At 60.0% G+C, this 18289-nt stretch carries 18 protein-coding genes; 8 read left to right on the plus strand and 10 right to left on the minus strand.

Going from position 1 to position 18289, the window contains the following annotated elements; genetic code table 11:
- The 9 genes from aceE to CAI21_RS25340 form a co-directional block, all read right to left on the minus strand.
- The coding region (aceE, locus tag CAI21_RS20440; RefSeq protein ID WP_116303996.1) for a pyruvate dehydrogenase (acetyl-transferring), homodimeric type at positions 1-1614 on the minus strand (1614 nt) is incomplete at its 3' end.
- Positions 1615-1765: 151 nt separating this feature from the next.
- Positions 1766-2209: a response regulator gene (locus tag CAI21_RS20445; protein WP_116303997.1), complete on the minus strand. Its 444-nt coding sequence runs from the start codon at positions 2207-2209 to the stop codon at positions 1766-1768.
- A gap of 88 nt (positions 2210-2297) precedes the next feature.
- A complete protein-coding gene (locus CAI21_RS20450) occupies positions 2298-2696 on the minus strand; it encodes a VanZ family protein (protein ID WP_116303998.1) in 399 nt (132 codons plus the stop codon).
- A gap of 14 nt (positions 2697-2710) precedes the next feature.
- Complete coding sequence (locus CAI21_RS20455; RefSeq protein ID WP_116303999.1) at positions 2711-3193, minus strand: LEA/WHy family protein; 483 nt, start codon at positions 3191-3193, stop codon at positions 2711-2713.
- 73 nt (positions 3194-3266) lie between these two features.
- Complete coding sequence (gene hemF / locus CAI21_RS20460; protein ID WP_404840903.1) at positions 3267-4193, minus strand: oxygen-dependent coproporphyrinogen oxidase; 927 nt, start codon at positions 4191-4193, stop codon at positions 3267-3269.
- Positions 4194-4214: 21 nt separating this feature from the next.
- Positions 4215-6530, minus strand: coding sequence for a DNA topoisomerase I (locus CAI21_RS20465; RefSeq protein ID WP_116304000.1), 2316 nt, complete (start codon positions 6528-6530; stop codon positions 4215-4217).
- 397 nt (positions 6531-6927) lie between these two features.
- Complete coding sequence (locus tag CAI21_RS20470; protein WP_116304001.1) at positions 6928-7404, minus strand: DUF494 family protein; 477 nt, start codon at positions 7402-7404, stop codon at positions 6928-6930.
- Between the two features lies 1 nt (position 7405).
- Positions 7406-8536, minus strand: coding sequence for a DNA-processing protein DprA (gene dprA, locus CAI21_RS20475; RefSeq protein ID WP_116304002.1), 1131 nt, complete (start codon positions 8534-8536; stop codon positions 7406-7408).
- 13 nt (positions 8537-8549) lie between these two features.
- Positions 8550-8861 (minus strand): hypothetical protein, encoded by a 312-nt coding sequence (locus CAI21_RS25340; protein ID WP_258869011.1) that lies wholly within the window; start codon positions 8859-8861, stop codon positions 8550-8552.
- A 6-nt stretch (positions 8862-8867) separates the two neighbouring features.
- Between CAI21_RS25340 and CAI21_RS25345 the strand changes: the two genes are divergently transcribed.
- A complete protein-coding gene (locus CAI21_RS25345) occupies positions 8868-9017 on the plus strand; it encodes a hypothetical protein (RefSeq protein ID WP_258869012.1) in 150 nt (49 codons plus the stop codon).
- Here the strand turns inward: CAI21_RS25345 and CAI21_RS25350 are convergent.
- On the minus strand, positions 9014-9592 hold the full coding sequence (locus tag CAI21_RS25350) for a LysM peptidoglycan-binding domain-containing protein (protein ID WP_258869013.1): 579 nt from the start codon (positions 9590-9592) through the stop codon (positions 9014-9016). The two genes, CAI21_RS25345 and CAI21_RS25350, sit on opposite strands and share 4 nt — an antisense overlap.
- A gap of 124 nt (positions 9593-9716) precedes the next feature.
- On the opposite strand from CAI21_RS25350, the gene def reads away from it, so the two are divergent.
- The 7 genes from def to trkA all read left to right on the plus strand — a co-directional run bounded on the left by def (position 9717) and on the right by trkA (position 18285).
- On the plus strand, positions 9717-10244 hold the full coding sequence (gene def, locus CAI21_RS20485; protein ID WP_116304003.1) for a peptide deformylase: 528 nt from the start codon (positions 9717-9719) through the stop codon (positions 10242-10244).
- Positions 10245-10375: 131 nt separating this feature from the next.
- Entirely contained in the window at positions 10376-11305 is a 930-nt protein-coding gene (gene fmt / locus CAI21_RS20490) for a methionyl-tRNA formyltransferase (RefSeq protein WP_116304023.1), read from the plus strand.
- Between the two features lie 100 nt (positions 11306-11405).
- Positions 11406-12704, plus strand: coding sequence for a 16S rRNA (cytosine(967)-C(5))-methyltransferase RsmB (rsmB, locus tag CAI21_RS20495; protein WP_116304004.1), 1299 nt, complete (start codon positions 11406-11408; stop codon positions 12702-12704).
- A complete protein-coding gene (locus CAI21_RS20500; protein WP_147305189.1) occupies positions 12686-13276 on the plus strand; it encodes a DUF4390 domain-containing protein in 591 nt (196 codons plus the stop codon). The genes rsmB and CAI21_RS20500 overlap by 19 nt, the downstream gene beginning before the upstream one ends.
- Positions 13258-15480 (plus strand): sensor histidine kinase, encoded by a 2223-nt coding sequence (locus CAI21_RS20505; RefSeq protein WP_116304006.1) that lies wholly within the window; start codon positions 13258-13260, stop codon positions 15478-15480. The genes CAI21_RS20500 and CAI21_RS20505 overlap by 19 nt, the downstream gene beginning before the upstream one ends.
- Complete coding sequence (locus tag CAI21_RS20510) at positions 15477-16820, plus strand: sigma-54-dependent transcriptional regulator (protein WP_116304007.1); 1344 nt, start codon at positions 15477-15479, stop codon at positions 16818-16820. Before CAI21_RS20505 ends, CAI21_RS20510 begins: the two co-directional genes overlap by 4 nt.
- Positions 16821-16908: 88 nt before the next feature.
- Entirely contained in the window at positions 16909-18285 is a 1377-nt protein-coding gene (gene trkA / locus CAI21_RS20515) for a Trk system potassium transporter TrkA (protein WP_116304008.1), read from the plus strand.
- The last annotated feature ends 4 nt before the right edge of the window (positions 18286-18289 follow it).

Raw genomic sequence — 18289 nt, forward strand, 5'->3', positions numbered from 1 at the left:
GGCGTAGATGCCGAGCTGACGGAACAGCCCCTCCATGCCGAAGGTGCGTGCCTCGTCCGGCACAATGGGGACGATGTGCTTGGCGAGCTGCTTGTCGCGCACCAGAATGGAGAGGATGCGAACGAAGGCCATAGTGGTGGACATCTCGCGCTCGTCGCTGCTTTTCAGCAGCAGGTCGAAGGCGCTGAGGTCGGGCGTTTCGAGTGCCGGGGCACGGTCGTAGCGGGCCGGCAGATAACCGCCTAGGGCACGGCGTCGCTCGTGCAGGTATTTCATCTCCGGACTGTCGTCGGCCGGTTTGTAGAACGGCGCATCGTCCAGCTCTTCGTCGGAGACCGGGATGTTGAAGCGGTCGCGGAAGTGTTTCAGCGCGCTGTGGCCCATCTTCTTTTGCTGATGGGTGATGTTCTGCCCTTCGCCGGCTTCGCCCATGCCGTAGCCCTTGACGGTTTTGGCGAGGATGACGGTGGGCTGCCCACTGTGGTTGACCGCTTCGTGGTAGGCGGCGTAGATCTTGTGCGGATCGTGGCCGCCGCGGTTAAGCCGCCAAATGTCCTCGTCGGACATATTGGCCACCATGGCCTTCAGTTCGGGGTACTTGCCGAAGAAGTGTTCGCGGGTGTAGGCCCCGCCTTTGGCCTTGAAGTTCTGGTACTCGCCGTCGACGGCCTCTTCCATGCGTTGGCGCAGTAGCCAGTCTTTGTCTTTGGCGAGCAGCGGGTCCCAGTACGAGCCCCAGATGACTTTAATGACGTTCCAGCCGGCACCGCGGAACTCGCCTTCCAGCTCCTGAATGATCTTGCCGTTGCCGCGCACCGGCCCGTCCAGGCGTTGCAGGTTGCAGTTGACGACGAAGACCAGATTGTCGAGTTTCTCGCGCGCCGCAAGGCTAATCGCACCCAAGGACTCCGGCTCGTCCATCTCGCCGTCGCCCATAAAGGCCCAGACCTTGCGCTTGCTGGTGTCGACGATGCCGCGGTCGTTCAAATACTTCATGAACCGCGCTTGGTAAATGGCCATCAGCGGGCCAAGCCCCATCGACACGGTGGGGAACTGCCAGTAATCGGGCATCAACCAGGGATGGGGGTAGGAAGTGATGCCGTTGCCGTCGACGTCTTGCCGAAAGCCGCGTAGTTGCTCTTCGTTAAGACGCCCTTCCAAATACGAGCGGGCATAAATGCCGGGGGCAGAGTGGCCTTGGATGAACACCATATCGCCGCCGTGCGCGTCGCTCGGCGCGTGCCAGAAGTGGTTGAAGCCGACGTCGTAGAGCGTGGCGCTGGAGGCGAAGCTGGCAATGTGGCCGCCGATCCCTTCTCGCTCTTTGTTCGCTTGCACCACCATCGCCATCGCGTTCCAGCGGATGATCGAGCGCAGCCGCCACTCCAGGGCGTGATCGCCGGGGGAGCGCGCTTCTTTGTGCGGAGGGATGGTGTTTAGATAGGCTGTGGTGGCCTTGAACGGCAGATGAGCGCCGCGGCGGCGTGCCTTATCGACTAAGGCTTCAACGAGAAAATGGGCCCGTTCCGGGCCTTCGATCTCGATGACGGCCTCCAGGGCCTCCAGCCATTCTCGCGTCTCAAGGGGATCGACGTCCTCGGGTCTTGCAGCCATAGTTCACCTCTTGGGTAGGCCACGGGTCCGACTTGTCGGTGCGGCGCCCGGGGTTGGTGAGCGCCGTTTTACCTTGCTTTTGAGCGAGGCCACCAGTCAAGTCGGAATGCCGCGGTGGCTTGTTGCTTGTTTTGTTTGTTGGTGGTCATCATCATAAGGCGCCGATTAAACCTTTACCAGAGGTCTTTGCCTCGTGGGCCGAGTGGCGGCTTGGCGTTTGCCGACGGCGGGAGATTGCCGAGGCTTTGAGCGAATACGTTCTCCAGCTCGTCGAGTTCCAAGGGCTTGTGAAAAAACGGTCGAAGCCGGCCTCGTTCGCCTGCGCTCGGGTGGCAGGATCGTCGAACCCAGTAAGCGCCACTAAACGCGCTCGGCTTCCGCGTTCGCGGAACCGGCGTGCTAGCTCGAATCCGCTCATGTCCGGCAACCCGAGGTCGATGAAAACGACATCCGGAAACGTCTCGGCTGCGGCCGTCAAGGCGACGGCGCCACTATCGGCAAAGCTAACGCTGTGAGGCAGCTCCTCAAGAATCAGCGCCATAATGGTCCTTAGCGCAGCGTCGTCTTCTACGATTAAAATCCTCACCTCTTCCATGCCTCACCTCGGGCGCATGGGGTTGATATTGTCGGTATGTCCGCCCTGTGGGCGAGGCAAGGGAATGCGCGAATTATTCAGCGTTTCCCTAGGTTTTGCCGTGGTCGCTGTTGCGGCTGTTGGCCGGTTGTCGAGGGACAGGTAGGCGCCGAATAAGAGGTAGCGTTAGGACATAAGCCAGAATGCCGACGCCGTTGACGATGACGTCGAGGAGCGAGCAATGGCGGTAAGGTATCTGCGATTGTATAAGCTCGATGGCGATGCCGTAAGCCAGCAGCGGCAGCGCTTTGTGCCATCCGAACGCGCTACGGGGAAACGCGAAGTCGGTTAGCAGTGCGAGTACGTAAAAGGCCAGAAAATGATTCAGCGACGGTGCGCCGGTGGTGACGGTCTGTTCGCTCGGTAGGGTGGCCAGAACCAGAATCGCCACCAGCGCAATGCCCAGTACGCTGCGTACCAGCGCTACCTGTACCTTTTCCGCGTCCATGCGTAAGCGTCAGGTTACGGCTGGTTGTTATCGAAGCGGAGATCGACCTGGCCGCTTTCGTCGAAGGGTAGGCGCCCGATGCGGCCAAGGCCGACGTCGATATCGCCGCTGATGCGATAATCGAGCGTCATGTCGCCGGCGCGCAGCTTATCTAACAACCATTGCCCTGTCCGTATTAGATTGGTGCTAAGCTCGACCTGAATGTCTTCTTCGCCATAGGCCGGGATTCGAAACGGGGCGGAACTCATGCCGCTGGCGAAGTCCTGCCCTTCCAACTCGATCTTGTAGCGTACGCCTTGTACCGGCAGCGCAATTGCATTCGGATTACTGGCCCGTAAGGTAATTACGTAACGCTGTTGAAAAACGCCTAATTCCTGAATCTCGATACCGGCCAGGTTGAGTTCGGGGCGCTGGATGTCGCGCGGTGTCGTCGCACAGCCGCCAAGTAGCAGCAAGCATGCAAGGATCAATGTCAGCCAAGCGCTTGTGTGGCGCATACTACCCACTCCCTAAAGCAGCCCCCGAATGATGTTGGGGCTGTTGCTGTACGTAAAAACACCGAGCATTTTTCTAACCGGATGCGAGCCAATCGCGAGCAGTCAGAAATTGTTCGTACAAGGCAGCTTCGGTACTGCCCGGCTCAGGTTGCCAATTGTATTCCCAACGTACCAAGGGCGGGAGGGACATGAGAATAGATTCGGTACGGCCGCCCGATTGTAGCCCAAAGCGAGTGCCGCGGTCCTGCAACAGATTGAATTCGACGTAACGGCCGCGTCGGTAGAGTTGGAACTGCCGCTCGCGCTCGCCGTAGGGGATATCGACGCGGCGCTCGACAATCGGCCGATAGGCGGGCAGGAAATGATCGCCTACCGAGCGCATCAGGCCGAAACTATGTTCGAAATCGCCTTCGGCGAAGTCGTCGAAAAATAAGCCGCCAATGCCGCGCGGTTCCTGCCGGTGAGGCAAGTAAAAATACTCGTCGCACCAACGTTTAAAGCGCGGGTAGAGGTCGTCCCCGAACGGTAGGCAAGCGGCCTGGGCGGTTTGGTGCCAGTGTAGGCAGTCGTCCTCGAAGCCGTAGTACGGCGTGAGATCGAAGCCGCCGCCGAACCACCACACCGGTGCCGCGTTTTCTTTCTCCGCGAGGAAGAAGCGTACATTGGCGTGTGTGGTGGGAACGTAAGGGTTGTGCGGGTGTATCACCAACGACACGCCCATCGCTTGAAAGCCGCGGCCGGCCAGCTCGGGCCGGCGTTCGGTTGCGGCGGGCGGCAGGTTGTCGCCATACACGTGGGAGAAGTTAACCCCCGCTTGTTCGAAAACGCCGCCTTCGCGAAGCAAACGGCTGCGCCCGCCCCCGCCGGCAGGGCGATCCCACTGGTCTTCGCGAAAATCGGTTTGGCCGTCTAGCTTGGCAATGGCCTGGCAGATCGTGTCCTGCAAGTTCAGCAGGTAATCGCGAACGCGGGTGGGGTTTACGGTCTGCCGGTCAATCATGGAACACGCATCTCTTCGCTGTTAAGAACTTTTACGTTTTCCACCACTGCGGGTGCCGCGCCCCTTCTTTGCCGGCGCTTTGGCGATCAGCTCTTGGCATTCTTCCAAGGTCAGGCTCTCCGGCTCGCGGTCTTTCGGCATCCGGGCATTCTTTTTGCCGTCGGTGATGTAGGGACCGTAGCGGCCGCGCAGTACCTGAATATCGGTGCCTTCGAAGTGGCGGATGATGCGGTTGGCGTCTGCTTCCTTCTTCTCCGCAATTAGTTCCAAAGCGCGTTCGCGGCTGATGGTGTACGGGTCGTCTTCCTTGATCGAGACGAACTTGTTCGCGTAGCGCACATAAGGGCCGAAGCGACCGATGTTGACCTGAATTGGCTCGCCTTCCGGCGTTTCGCCCAGCTCGCGCGGTAGCTTGAATAATTCCAGGGCCTCTTCCAAGGTGATCGTGTCCATGTTCTGGTGGCTGCGAAGGCCGGCGAACTTGGGTTTTTCTTCATCGTCCTTGGTGCCGATTTGCACGAACGGGCCAAAGCGGCCAATGCGGACACTGACCGGGCGTCCGCTTTTCGGGTCGGTTCCGATCTCGCGGGCCTGCATCACCTCTTCCCGGGAAACCTTGGCTTTCTCTTCCACACGGGTATGGAAGGGCTCCCAGAATTCCTTCATCAACGGCACCCAGTCGCGCTCGCCGCGGGAAACCGCGTCGAGATCGTCCTCCAGGCGCGCCGTGAAGTCGTAGTCGACGTATTTATCGAAGTGATCGGTCAGGAACTTGTTGACCACGCGTCCGACATCGGTCGGCTTGAAGCGCCGATTCTCTAGAATCGTATATTTACGCTGTTGTAGCGTCGAAATAATGGTCGCGTAGGTCGACGGGCGGCCGATGCCGTGCTCTTCGAGCGCGCGCACGAGGCTTGCCTCGGAGTAGCGCGGCGGCGGCTCGGTGAAGTGCTGCTCGGGTCTCAGCGCCTTGAGGTCGACATCTTCGCCTTCCTGCAACGGCGGCAGCAGTTTCTCGCCGGCTTCCTTTTTCTTGTCGTCCTGGCCTTCCTGGTAGACCGCCATGAAGCCGGGATCGGCTACGGTCGAGCCGGTTGCCCGGAACATGTGCGCTCCGGCGGTGAGATCGACGCTGACGGTGTTGATGGTCGCGTGGATCATCTGGCAGGCAACCGCGCGTTTCCAGATAAGTTCGTAGAGTTTGTACTGCTCGTCGGAGAGCTTGCTGCGAACCTGCTCCGGGTAATTGCGGGCGGAGGTCGGCCTGATGGCTTCGTGGGCCTCTTGCGCGTTTTTCGCCTTGGTACGATACACCTGGGGCTTAGCCGGTACATTCTGCTTGCCGTAGCGTTCGGCAATCGTCTCGCGAATCTCGCTGACCGCTTCGGCGGAGAGATTGACGGAGTCGGTACGCATGTAGGTGATTAAGCCGACGGCGCCTTGCCCGAGGTCGATCCCCTCATACAGCTGTTGCGCAATCCGCATCGTCCGTTGCGTGGTGAAGCCTAGCTTGCGGGAGGCTTCCTGCTGCAAGGTCGACGTGGTGAACGGCGCGGCTGGATTGCGCCGCCGCTGTTTCTTTTCGACTTTGCTGACGTGGAGTTTGCCTTGCGCGGCATCGAGCAACGCTTGCTCGACTTCCCGCGCTCGGGCTTCGTTTTCGATGCTGAACTGTTCCAGCCGCTCGCCGTCGAAGCTGTGCAGCTTGGCAACGAAGCCTTGCGCGTCTTTGGCGACATCCGCCTCGACCGTCCAGTATTCGCGCGATTGGAACGCTTCGATTTCCAGCTCGCGTTCGACAATCATGCGAAGCGCGGGGCTTTGTACGCGGCCGGCCGATAACCCTGTGCTGATTTTCTTCCACAACAGGGGCGAGAGATTGAAACCGACCAGATAGTCCAGGGCGCGACGTGCCTGCTGCGCGTTAATCAGCGGCTGCGACAACTCGCGCGGGTGCGCGATGGCATCCTGGATTGCGCGTTTAGTGATTTCGTGAAAGACGACGCGATGGACGTGTTTGCCGTCTAGCGCCTTTTTCTCCTGCAGGAGCTCGTACAGGTGCCACGAGATCGCTTCCCCTTCGCGGTCGGGGTCAGTTGCAAGGTAGAGGGCTTCGGCTTTCTTTGCCGCCTTTGCAATGGTCTCGACGTGTTTGGAGTTCTTATCGATCACCGTGTACTTCATTTGGAAGTCGTGTTCGGGATCGACGGCGCCTTCTTTCGGCACAAGATCGCGTACGTGGCCGTACGATGCCAGCACCTGGAATTCTTTCCCCAGGTACTTGTTGATCGTCCGGGCTTTAGCGGGTGATTCGACGATGACCAGGTTTTTACTCATGGGCGGAAGTTTCGGGCAAGCGTCCGGTTCATGCAACTCACGAAAAAGTTCAAATGGTTCCAACCTGGGTTTTATCAAGCGGTCGCTGTGGTCAGCGATGCCGTTCCCAGGCGGCACGATGAGTGTGTGACGGCAGTGCCGTAGTTGTCGACCGGGTCGGTGCTTGCCCCGCCCGGTTGGGGCGCGAGCAAACAGGGGTGCCCCCGTCGTAGCGCGTAACTGTACTGGAAAAGCCTAGTACTCCGCCACACCTTGATTTGTCGGCGGCTATCCCCAGAGTGTGAGCGGTTGCATTAATGGACGGTTGGCGGGATTCAGCGCCTTGCCGCCGATGCTTTCCTGCGAGTCGCCTACGCCGCCGTGCTCGTTTGGACGAGGCGGGGCGTAGGGTTTATCGTTAATGGAGCAGCTGTACCGGGTTGTCGAACAGCAGGGTTTCCATGCAGGCGTAGGCTTCTTCTTGGCCGGGCTGATTGAACAGCACCATCAAAACCACCCACTTCAGCGTGTCGATGTCGACTTCCTCGTCGTCCAGCGCCATCACGCGCTCAACGATAATTTCCCGGCTGGTCGGCGTTAGAATGCCGACCTGTTCCAGAAACAGGAGAAAGCCGCGGCAGTCGACGTCCAATTTGCTGGATTCCTGCTCGGCAAATACCCGGATCGAGCGTTCGCCGTCGATGTTCAGGTTGGGTGCCTGCCGCGATTCGGCAAGGCCGTCCAGCCATGCAAACGCTTTGCGGATCTCCGCCGACGTGAAGCCGGCTTCGAACAGCTCCGATTCGAGAGAGTCCCGATCTGGTTGCGGTTCGTCGTCGTTGTAAAAATAATTCTCGAAGAGGTACATCAAGACGTCGAACACGTTCTCTTTCATCTCATGTCCCTTTCCGGGTTCTGGCGTAGCGACCGCCGGCACTGGGTGCGACGTAGCCTTCAAGCTCTAACATGAGCAGAATGGAGGAAACCTCGGCAGTCGTCAATTCGGTTCTATCCAGTATGACATCCAATGGCGTTGGATCATAGCCGAGCGCGTCGAGCACGGCCTGATAGTCGGCATCGAGGGTCGGCTCGGACGGGGGTGCGGCCGGCGTTTCGGTAGCGCCGGCCGGTTGCAGTACAGCTAGCGGGCGAGGGAGTTCTTCCAGCACGTCGTCCGCCGTTTCAACCAGTTTGGCGCCTTGGCGGATTAGCGCATGGCAGCCTTTGGCGAGCGGGTTGTGGATAGACCCCGGAATCGCGAAAACTTCCCGGCCTTGCTCGGTGGCATAACGGGCGGTGATTAACGAGCCGCTGCGCAGGCTCGCCTCTACGACAAGCACGCCGAGACTGAGGCCGCTAATGATTCGGTTGCGCCGTGGGAAGTTCTCGGAGCGTACGCTGGTGCCGGTGGGGAATTCCGATACCAACGCTCCTTGCTGGCTGATTCGATGGGCTAACTCGCGGTGGCGCGCCGGATAAACGCGGTCCAATCCCGTGCCTGTCACCGCTAGCGTGATGCCGCCGCCATCTAACGCTCCCTGGTGGGCGGCGGCGTCGACGCCGAGGGCAAGCCCGCTGGTAATGGGTACACCCGCTGCCGCTAGGTGGCGAGAGAAGTCGTAGGCCGTTTCGGCACCGCCGCGGCTGGGGTTGCGACTGCCGACGACGCCGAGCTGCGGTAGGCCAAGCAGTTCCGGTTCGCCGATCACGAAGAGTATGGGCGGGGCATCGTCGAGATCGCGCAGCCGTTGCGGGTAGCGGGGGTCATGGGCGCATAGGATGTGATGATCGGCCGCCTCCTGCCAGGCAAGGTCCTGTTCGGCACCGGCCCAATCGGCGTGTTCGAGCGCTTTGCAGGTGCCCTCGTCCAGGCCTCGGCGCAGTAGCTCGGAGCGGCTCAGTGCAAAGGCCTCGGCAGGGTCGCGACAGACTTCGAGAAGGCGATGAAAACGCGCCGGGCCGATGCCCGGCGCGCGCCATAGTGCTAACCAGGCCGCCAGTTGTCGATCGCTTGGTGCGTCGTTCATGGCAGCCTGCTGTTTACGGGTTACGCACGGCATCCAGCGTGTGCATGGCACGGTTGGCGTGCATGACGAGGCCGAAGCTGAGCTCGTCGAAGGTGCGGAACACGATCAGTTCGCCTGCCCGTTCGTCGGGCAGTTGTACGCGCTGAGAGCGGCGGCCGCCAAAGGTATCCCGCACGGTTTGCCCGGCTTTGTAGATCGCCAGCACGTTACCGACTTCTACCCCGTGCTCCGTGCCTCGGTTGATGGCGACCACGCTGTATTGCCCGATCTGGTTGACACCGTCCATGACGGCGATAATCTGGCCCTCGACGTCGGTTGCCGGCACATCCGGATGGAAATTGCTGTTGAACGCGGTTTCGTTAGCCTCAAGCAGCCGGTCGCCGGGGAGTACTTCCCGATTGCTGCGGGTAATGCTCAGCGTGGCGGGGTCGCCCTGCTTTTCGAGATGGGCATCGCCAACATGAGTAGCGATATAGCCTAGGCTGCGCCGCGTATCCGGGTCGCGTAGTTCGTCGCCGCGGCGGACGATGGCGTAGCGTCGCGTGTCGGCGTCTGGGTCGAGCCCCGTCCGTATACGGTATCGGTGCCGCTGCCCATAACGCGCTCGTCGGCGCCGGCGACGATATACGGCGCGTTGGCCAGCGTGCGTCCGTCGAGCAGGCGGGTTTCGGTAAGAAACGGCCGTATGGCATCCAGCGGAATCGTCGGGATGGCGGCGGAAATGGACTCTTCGCGGACCCTCGGCGACAGCCGGACCGTCGGGCCGGAGCGATCTTCCCGTTGAACTGTCAGCCGCGGTTCGCCGTCTACGTAAATAAGGCTTATGACGTCGCCGGGGTAGATCAGATGCGGGTTCTCGATTTCCGGGTTGTGGTACCAGATTTCCGGCCATAGCCAAGGGCTGCGCAGAAACCGGTTGGAGATATCCCAGAGAGTATCGCCTCTTTGGACTACATAGCGTTCGGGGTGTCCCTGGCGTAGCGCATCCGCACCGACAATCAGCGGGAGGCAGAGCAGCAGAGCCAAAAAGGGCAGCAAAAGCTTGCTCGGGCGCATTTAGTTCTTTCCTTGGATTTGCCCACTGCGCGAGTGGCGCTCCGGGCGTCGTATTGGTTATATTTGTTTATTAATTGCCTTGTTTAAGGCTAGCAGTCAACCAGCTGGATTCGCAACGACTACTATGGCTATTTTAGACATTCTCCATTATCCCGACGAGCGTCTTCGCACTGTGGCCCGCCCTGTGGAGGCCGTAGACGATACGGTGCGACGACTTGTCGACGACATGTTCGAAACCATGTACGAGGCGCCCGGCATTGGTTTGGCGGCTACCCAAGTCAATGTACATAAACGGGTTATCGTGATCGACATATCCGAAGACCGTAGCGAACCGCTGTGCCTGATTAACCCCGAAATCCTGAGTTTGGACGGGGTCGAGCAGTCGCAGGAAGGATGTTTGTCGGTGCCCGATTTCTACGAACTGGTGGAACGCGCCGAGCGTGTGCAAGTGCGGGCTTTGGATCGCAACGGCGAGCCGTTCGAGTTGGAGGCCGATGGCCTGCTTGCGGTTTGCATTCAACACGAGATGGATCATCTCGACGGTAAATTATTCGTCGATTATCTCTCCGAGCTAAAGCGCAAGCGCGTACGCAAGAAACTCGAAAAGCGTTTCAAAGGGACGGCGGCGGCACCGGCGGCCGGGAACGCTTAGCCGCAGAGCATGACCGCTTGGATTTCGCCGAGCCGCAAGGCTGCGACGATCTTTTAGTTGCGATTAGTTGCGACGTTTTAAGGAGGCAGCGACGAGTATGTCGTGTCTCCGCAAGGAAAGGTGAGCAATTGCTGAACGTGGTTTTTGCCGGCACGCCGGACTTTGCCGTGCCGCCGTTAGAGCGCTTGTTGGCCGGTTCCTTTCGGGTCAGCGCGGTCTATACGCAGCCGGATCGTCCCGCAGGCAGGGGGCGCAAGCCTAAACCCAGCCCTGTGAAACAACAGGCAGTCGAAGTCGGTATCCCGGTCTATCAGCCTGTGAGTTTGCGCGACGCGCAAGCGCAGGCGGAGCTTGCCGCGCTAAAGCCGGACGTGATGGTGGTGGTCGCCTATGGCCTGATTTTGCCGCAAGCGGTGCTCGATATTCCGCGCTATGGGTGCGTTAATATTCACGCGTCTTTGCTGCCCCGCTGGCGAGGGGCGGCGCCGATTCAGCGCGCTATACTGGCCGGCGACAAGGAAACCGGCGTCACTATTATGCAAATGGATGCGGGGCTCGATACCGGCCCGATGCTAGGGGACGTGCGGATTCCGATCGTTGCCGGCGATACCGCGGGTAGCGTGCATGATCGCCTAGCGCAGGCCGGGGCGGATTTACTGGTTGAGGTATTGCCGCGGTTGGCGGCAGGGCGCTTGCAGCCCGTTCCGCAACCGGAAGCAGGCGTTTGTTACGCCGAGAAACTGAGCAAGGCCGAGGCCCGCATCGATTGGCAGCATAGCGCCGAGGCTTTAGCGCGACAGGTCGCTGCGTTTAATCCTTGGCCAGTGGCGCAAACGGCCTGGGGCGATGCGGTATTGCGGATTTGGGAGGCCGAGGCCGTTGCCGGTTCGTCCGCCGCCGCGCCCGGCGAAATCTTAAGGGCCGATAAGCAAGGTATCGACGTGGCTACCGGCAACGGCGCATTGCGTGTGTTGCGCGTACAGGCAGCTGGCGGCCGGGCGGTATCGGTAGCGGATTTTCTCAATGGTCGCGAACTTCGTCCGGGCGATCGGTTTCAGTGATCGTTACCGCGAACACCGTGGGCAACCCTCGTTTCCGGCTGAGTATTCCGCTCGGCGTTAAGAGCGTTGCCGCGACACTTTTCGTAGCTGGGGGTAGGTCATGGAAGCGCGCGAAGCCGTTGCCAAAGCGCTAGAGCGCGTTCTGGAGCGAGGGCAATCGGTGAACGAAGTCTTGCCGGCCCTGCAAGCTGCGGTGCCGGCAAAGGATCGGGGTCTGGTCCAGGCGCTGACGTACGGTGTGTTGCGGGGCTATCTCTATTGGTCGGCCATTGCCGACCGCTTGTTGGATAAGCCCTTGCGGCGCAAGGATGCGGATATTCGGTGTCTGCTGTTGTCGGGTTTGTTCGAGGCCGGCGAGATGCGGACGCCGGATCATGCCGTTGTGTCGGCAACGGCGGGCGCGGCGCGGGCGTTAAAGAAAAAATGGGCGGTGGGGCTGATCAACGCTCTGCTGCGGCGCTTTCTGCGGGAGCAGGAGGCGCTACGCGCAGCAGTCGCTGCGGACCCGGCTATTGCCTATTCTCACCCGCGTTGGTTACTACAACGTTTGCAGAAGGCCTGGCCGGAGCAATGGGAAGAGATTGTTACCGCGAATAATGCCCACCCACCGATGACCTTGCGTGTGAATGCTCGTCGCGGCAGTCGCGACGCTTATCTGGCGCGGTTGCAAGAAGCCGGGATCGAGGCCGTCGCACATCCCTTGGCCCGCGATACGGTGCAGTTATCGGCGCCGGTTCCGGTCGATCGTTTGCCCGGCTTTGCCGATGGCGATGTGTCGGTGCAGGATGCCGCCGCGCAACTGGCAGCGGATTTGCTCGCTGCTCCGGCCGGCGCGCGCGTGCTCGATGCCTGTGCCGCTCCAGGCGGTAAAGCGTGTCATGTCTTAGAGCGACAACCCGATCTGGCCGAGCTGTGGGCGGTGGACGTGGACGCTGCGCGTAGCGAGCGGATTAACGAAAACCTGACTCGGCTTGGCTTGGCGGCCAATGTGGTGGTGGCGGACGCGGCGGAGCCGGAGGCTTGGTGGGACGGCCAGGGGTTTGAGCGTATTCTTATCGACGCCCCCTGCTCCGGTAGCGGCGTTATTCGCCGCCATCCGGATATCAAATGGCTGCGACGAGACAGCGACATCGCAGCACTCGCCGCAATTCAGAAGAAACTGCTCTTGCAGCTCTGGCCGTTGCTCGTTCCGGGCGGTAAGCTCGTTTATGTGACCTGCTCTGTCTTTCCTGAGGAAAACGACAGGCAAATTAGGGAGTTTGTGGCGGCAACGGCGGATGCTCGCGTCGAGCCTTTAGCCTGTTCCGATTGGGGGGCGGTGCAAAGTTGCGGTGTGCAGTTGTTACCTGGGCGACATAATGTGGACGGGTTTTATTACGCGTGTCTAAGCAAGGGGTGAAGCGGGTGCGTTGGCGGCCGGTACTGGCGGTACTGGCCGTATTGGCGTGCTCGATGTTTGCCTCGAATGCGTTCGGCGACGACGCCGGATTCCGGGTGCTCGACGGCGATATTAGCCTGATCGACGATGTGTACTACCTCAACACGCGAGTCGATTATCAGCTAAGCGATGCCGCTCGCGAAGCTATGCACAGCGGCTTGCCGCTGACCTTCGAGCTACAAATCGAAGTCGAGCGCCCTCGCCCTTGGATCTGGAATCAAAGCGTCGCCAGCCTCAGTCAACGCTACCGCTTGCGTTATCACGATCTTAGCGGCCGTTATATCCTGACCAATCTCAATAGCGGCGAAAGCCGTAGCTTCGCATTTGAAAGCGCCGTCCTACAGGCGGTCGGCACCGTCGATGCGTTGCCCTTGATCGACCGCCGCTTGCTCGACGAGGGGGAGGTCTACGAGGTGCGGGTGCGGGCTCGTTTAGACGTCAACGGCTTGCCGCAACCGTTGCGCGCGATTGCGATGGTGTCGCGACAGTGGCGCTTGGCCAGCGAGTGGGTGTCATGGCGGCTGCAAGTCTGACTAGGCTCAGCGGCCAAGGGTGGGGGCGTATCGGCCTTTGCATCCTCCTATTGGTGTCTTTGTTTCTTTTGTCGCGGGCAAGCGAAAACTCCGTCCGTTTCGATCGTCTTTACGGTTGGTTGCTGTTAATTAACAGCGTCGCCTTGGTGCTGTTGGTCGCGTTGATCGGGGCCAACCTCTGGCGCTTGGTAAGACAGTATCGCAGTGCGCGCGCCGGCAGTCGCTTGACCGCCCGTTTGCTGCTTATGCTGGTAGCGCTTACTTTCGTCCCGGTGACGGTTGTTTATCTATTCTCCGTGCAATCGTTACGGGGCAGTATCGATAGTTGGTTCGATGTACGTGTCGAGCAGGCCTTAGACGATGCGCTGACGCTGTCGCAAGCCTCGTTAGATCAAAGAATGCGCGATCTATTACGTAATATGGAGTTGTTGGCGGAGGATTTAGCTTACGCACCGGATGCCGTGGTCGTGCGCCAGTTAGAAGATATGCGGGCGGCAGTCGATGCGGCCGAACTCGCGCTGCTGGGCGGTAGCGGCGGTCATGTGATTGCGGTCAGTAGTCGCGAGCCTGCGACGATCCTGCCCAACCAGCCGGAGAGAGCGTTGTTTCTCCAGTTGCGCCAAGGGCATTCTTACGTGGGGCTCGACCCGACCGACGGCGGCGGCTTGCAGATCCGCGTTCTGGTGCCGGTACTTGGGGGGAGCTACCCGCGCGAAGTGCGGGTGTTGCAAGCTTTATTCCCTGTGCCGACGCGAATCAGCGAACTGGCGGAGAATGTGCAAGAGGCATACGGCGACTACCGCGAGTTGATGTTTCTCCGTCAGCCCTTAAAGCAAAGTTTTATCATCACCTTGTCGCTGGTGTTGCTGTTAAGTCTTTTGTTCGCGATCTGGACGGCCTTTTACCTGGCGCGGCGGTTAGTCGAGCCGGTGCGCGAACTGGCCGAAGGCACTCGGGCTCTGGCCGCCGGCGATTACGGGACTCAATTGACGCCGGCGGGGCGCGACGAGCTTGGCTTTTTGGTGCAGTCGTTTAACGATATGAGCCGCCGTATCGCGCAGACGCGACAGGCGGCCAAGCGTAGCCAGGCACAAGTGGAACGGCAACGGGCGTACCTTGAGGCGGTGCTGTCGCGTTTGTCGTCCGGCGTTATCGCCTTCGACTACGAAGGTAGTTTGCGTACCTTCAACGATGCCGCCGGCGATATTTTAGCCGTTCCGTTGAGCGAGGCGGCAGGCTTGACCCTGTCGGGCTTGGCCGATGCTTATCCGCATTTGGAAGGCTTTGCCGGTGCGGTTGCGGCACGATTGGCTGATAACGAAGAAGACTGGCGGGAGGAGTTGACGCTGGAGGGCCCCGACGGTCGGCGGATATTGATTTGCAGCGGAGCGCGCTTGCCGGGCGGCCACGGTAGTGGCGGCTATGTTGTGGTGCTGGACGATGTGACGACCCTTATCCAAGCCCAGCGCGATGCGGCCTGGGGCGAGGTCGCGCGCCGCCTGGCGCATGAGATCAAGAATCCGCTAACGCCGATTCAGCTATCGGCCGAGCGTATCCGGCATAAGTATCTTGAACATATGGAAGGCCGCGACGCGCAGGTTTTGGAACGAGCGACGCGAACCATCGTGCAACAAGTGGACGCAATGAAAGCGATGGTCAATGCTTTCTCAGAGTACGCGCGCCCGCCGCAACTGGAGTTTCAGGCGCTGGATCTCAATCGCTTGGTTACCGAGGTGGTCGAGCTTTATCGCTCCGGGCCGGATCGGCCAAGGTTTATATTGAACCTCGACGAGCGTTTGCCGGCGGTGTTCGCCGATCCGGGGCGTCTGCGTCAGTTGCTGCATAACCTGATAAAAAATGCTCAGGAAGCGGCGCAGGATGCTTCGCCTTGCGAGGTGCGCCTGACGACTCGGCGCGGCGAAGGGCGCCAAGAGCACTGGGTTGAGATTCAGATTCAAGACAACGGCCCGGGGTTTGCGGGCGACGTTCGAGAGCAGCTCTTCGAACCGTATGTGACCACTAAACCGAAAGGTACGGGGCTTGGCTTGGCTATCGTGAAGAAAATTGTGGAAGAGCACAATGGAACGGTCGCGGCAATGAATGCCGATATCGGCGCGCAGCTGACGATACGACTGCCTATCGTGGCTGCCGTTGCCCCGATCGCCACTCACCACTTGCCGAAACCAGGGGACGCAAGCTTATGAGCTCATCCCGAATTCTGGTCGTTGACGATGAGCCGGATATCCGAAATCTGGTACACGAGATTCTTGAGGACGAAGGCTATGAGGTTCAGGTTGCGGAGAATGCCGCGGCCGCCCGTCAGGCGCGGCGGCAACGGCGGCCGGATTTGATTCTGCTCGATATCTGGATGCCGGATGTCGATGGCGTGACATTGCTGAAAGAATGGACGGACGAAGGCGGCCCGAGTTGCCCGGTGGTGATGATGTCCGGGCACGGGACGGTGGAAACCGCCGTCGAGGCAACCCGGCTGGGCGCTTTCGATTTCATCGAAAAGCCTTTGTCGTTGGCCAAACTATTACTGACGGTCGATCGGGCTTTGAGTCAGACCGGCCCCCGCTACGAGAACCCTCGGGGCGTACCGCCTGCCCCCGAAATCCTGGAGCCGGTGGGGCGCAGTGCGTTGATGCGGGACCTGCGCGAGCAAGCAAAGCGGCTTGCGCCGCATGATAGCGCGGTGGTCGTGAGTGGCGAAGTCGGTGCCGGTCGAAAGAGCGTGGCGCGCTATCTGCATTCCTTAAGCCACCGTCAGCACGGGCCGGTGGTCGAGTTTAACGGCGCGGCGCAGCACGAAGACGAGGCCGAACGGGCTTTGTTCGGTAGCGAGCACAGCGGGAACGTGGTACGCGGCTGTCTGGAGCAGGCTGCCGCCGGCAGCGTCATCCTGTTTGAGCCCGAGTTATCCCATCCCGGCCTTCAGCGGCGTTTGCTGGATGCCGTTCAAAGCGGGCGTTTTTATCGGGTCGGCGGCTCGACGCCGGTGTCTTTAGCAGCGCGTTTGATTGCGGTGACGGAGAACGCGCGGGAAGGCTTATTCTTGCAGCTGAATATGGTGCCGCTGCACATTCCTGCCTTGCGAGAGCACCGGGAAGACGTACCGGAGCTGCTGGCTTTTTGGGCGGATCGGCTGGTAGAGCGGGAAAAATTACCCTACCGCCATTTTACCTTGGCCGCGCAGAACCGCTTGCGAAACTACGAATGGCCGGGAAACATTCGCGAGCTGCGTAATTTAGTGCAGCGGTTGTTGGTCATGGGGCGCGGCGAGGAAATCGGGCAAGAGGAAGTAGAGAGCTTATTGGCCGAGGCATCGCCGCCGGTAGGGGACGGCGACGAGGTGCTGGCCTTGCCGCTCGACATGCCTTTGCGCGATGCGCGCGAGCAATTCGAACGGTTGTATTTACAGCACCAGTTAAAACGGGCGCAGGGAAGCGTGGGTCGTTTAGCCAAGCTAACCGGGATGGAACGTACCCACTTATACCGGAAGCTAAAAGCGCTCGGCATCGATCCGAAAGAAGTGTCTTCTTAGTATGGTATTTTGCCGGCAGGTCGGTCGTGTTTCCAAAGGCTAAATTTTGCTTGCCGTTTGTGATCGAGTTCCGTAACGTACGGCGGCTATGAAAATCATCATCCTCGGTGCCGGTCAGGTAGGTGCGTCGGTGGCGCATAACCTGGCTAGCGAGGCAAACGATATTACGGTGGTCGATACCAATCCGCGGATCTTGCAAGATCTGCAGGATCGCCTTGACCTGCGCACTGTGGTGGGCAGCGCCACACACCCAGCCGTCTTAATGCGTGCCGGGGCCGACGATGCCGACATGATCATCGCGGTGACGAATAGCGACGAATCCAATATGGTCGCCTGCCAGGTCGCCTACACGCTGTTCCACACGCCCACCAAAATCGCCCGCGTACGTGCGCTGGAGTACCTGAGTTACCCCCAACTGTTCGCTCCGGACTCGATTCCGATCGATGTGCTGATCAGCCCCGAGCAGCTGGTGACTCAGTACGTTAAGCGTTTGATCGAGCATCCGGGTGCGTTGCAGGTGCTGGATTTTGCCGATGGTAAAGTACGCCTGGTCGGCGTGCGGGCTTACTACGGCGGGCCGCTGGTCGGTCACGAGCTTAGTACGCTGCGAGAACACATGCCGGGGATTCGGACCCGGGTGGCGGCGATTTTCCGTCGCGGTCAGCCGATTATCCCGGAGGGCAATACCACCATCGAGGCGGGCGACGAGGTGTTTTTCATTGCCGCGCGGAAGAATATCCGGGCGGTAATGAGCGAGCTACGCAAGCTGGAAAAGCCCGTCAAACGCATCATCATTGCCGGTGGCGGCAATATCGGCAAGCGTTTAGCGCAGGTGCTGGAAACCCGTTATCAGGTCAAGCTTATCGAGCGTAACCCCAGTCGCTCCCGGGCAATTTCGGAAGATCTGCGGCGGACGATTGTCCTGCTGGGCGATGCAGCGGACGAAGACCTCCTGCTGGAGGAGAACATCGAAAACACGGATGTGTTTTGTGCGCTGACCAACGACGACGAAGCGAATATTCTCTCTTCGATGCTCGCAAAGCGGCGTGGCGCCCGCATGGTGATGGCATTGATTAACCGCCCTGCCTATGTCGATCTGGTGCAGGGTAGCGAAGATATCGATATCGCCATCTCGCCTCAGCAAGCGACTATCGGCTCGTTGCTTGCGCATATTCGGCGCGGCGACGTGGTGAACGTACATTCCCTGCGCCGCGGGGCGGCCGAGGCCATCGAAGCCGTTGCCCATGGCGATCCGACAAGTTCAAAAGTCATCGGGCGGCGGATTGACGAGATCAAGCTGCCCAAGGGCACCACGATCGGCGCGATCGTGCGGGGCGATGAAGTATTGATGGGGCACCACGACCTGGTGATTCAACCCGAAGATCACGTCATTCTCTTCCTTGTCGATAAAACCCGAATTGGCGAGGTTGAGCGTTTGTTCCAAGTCGGCGTCACTTTTCTTTAGGTAG

The organism is Alkalilimnicola ehrlichii, from assembly GCF_003399765.1.
Classification (GTDB): Bacteria; Pseudomonadota; Gammaproteobacteria; order Nitrococcales; family AK92; genus AK92.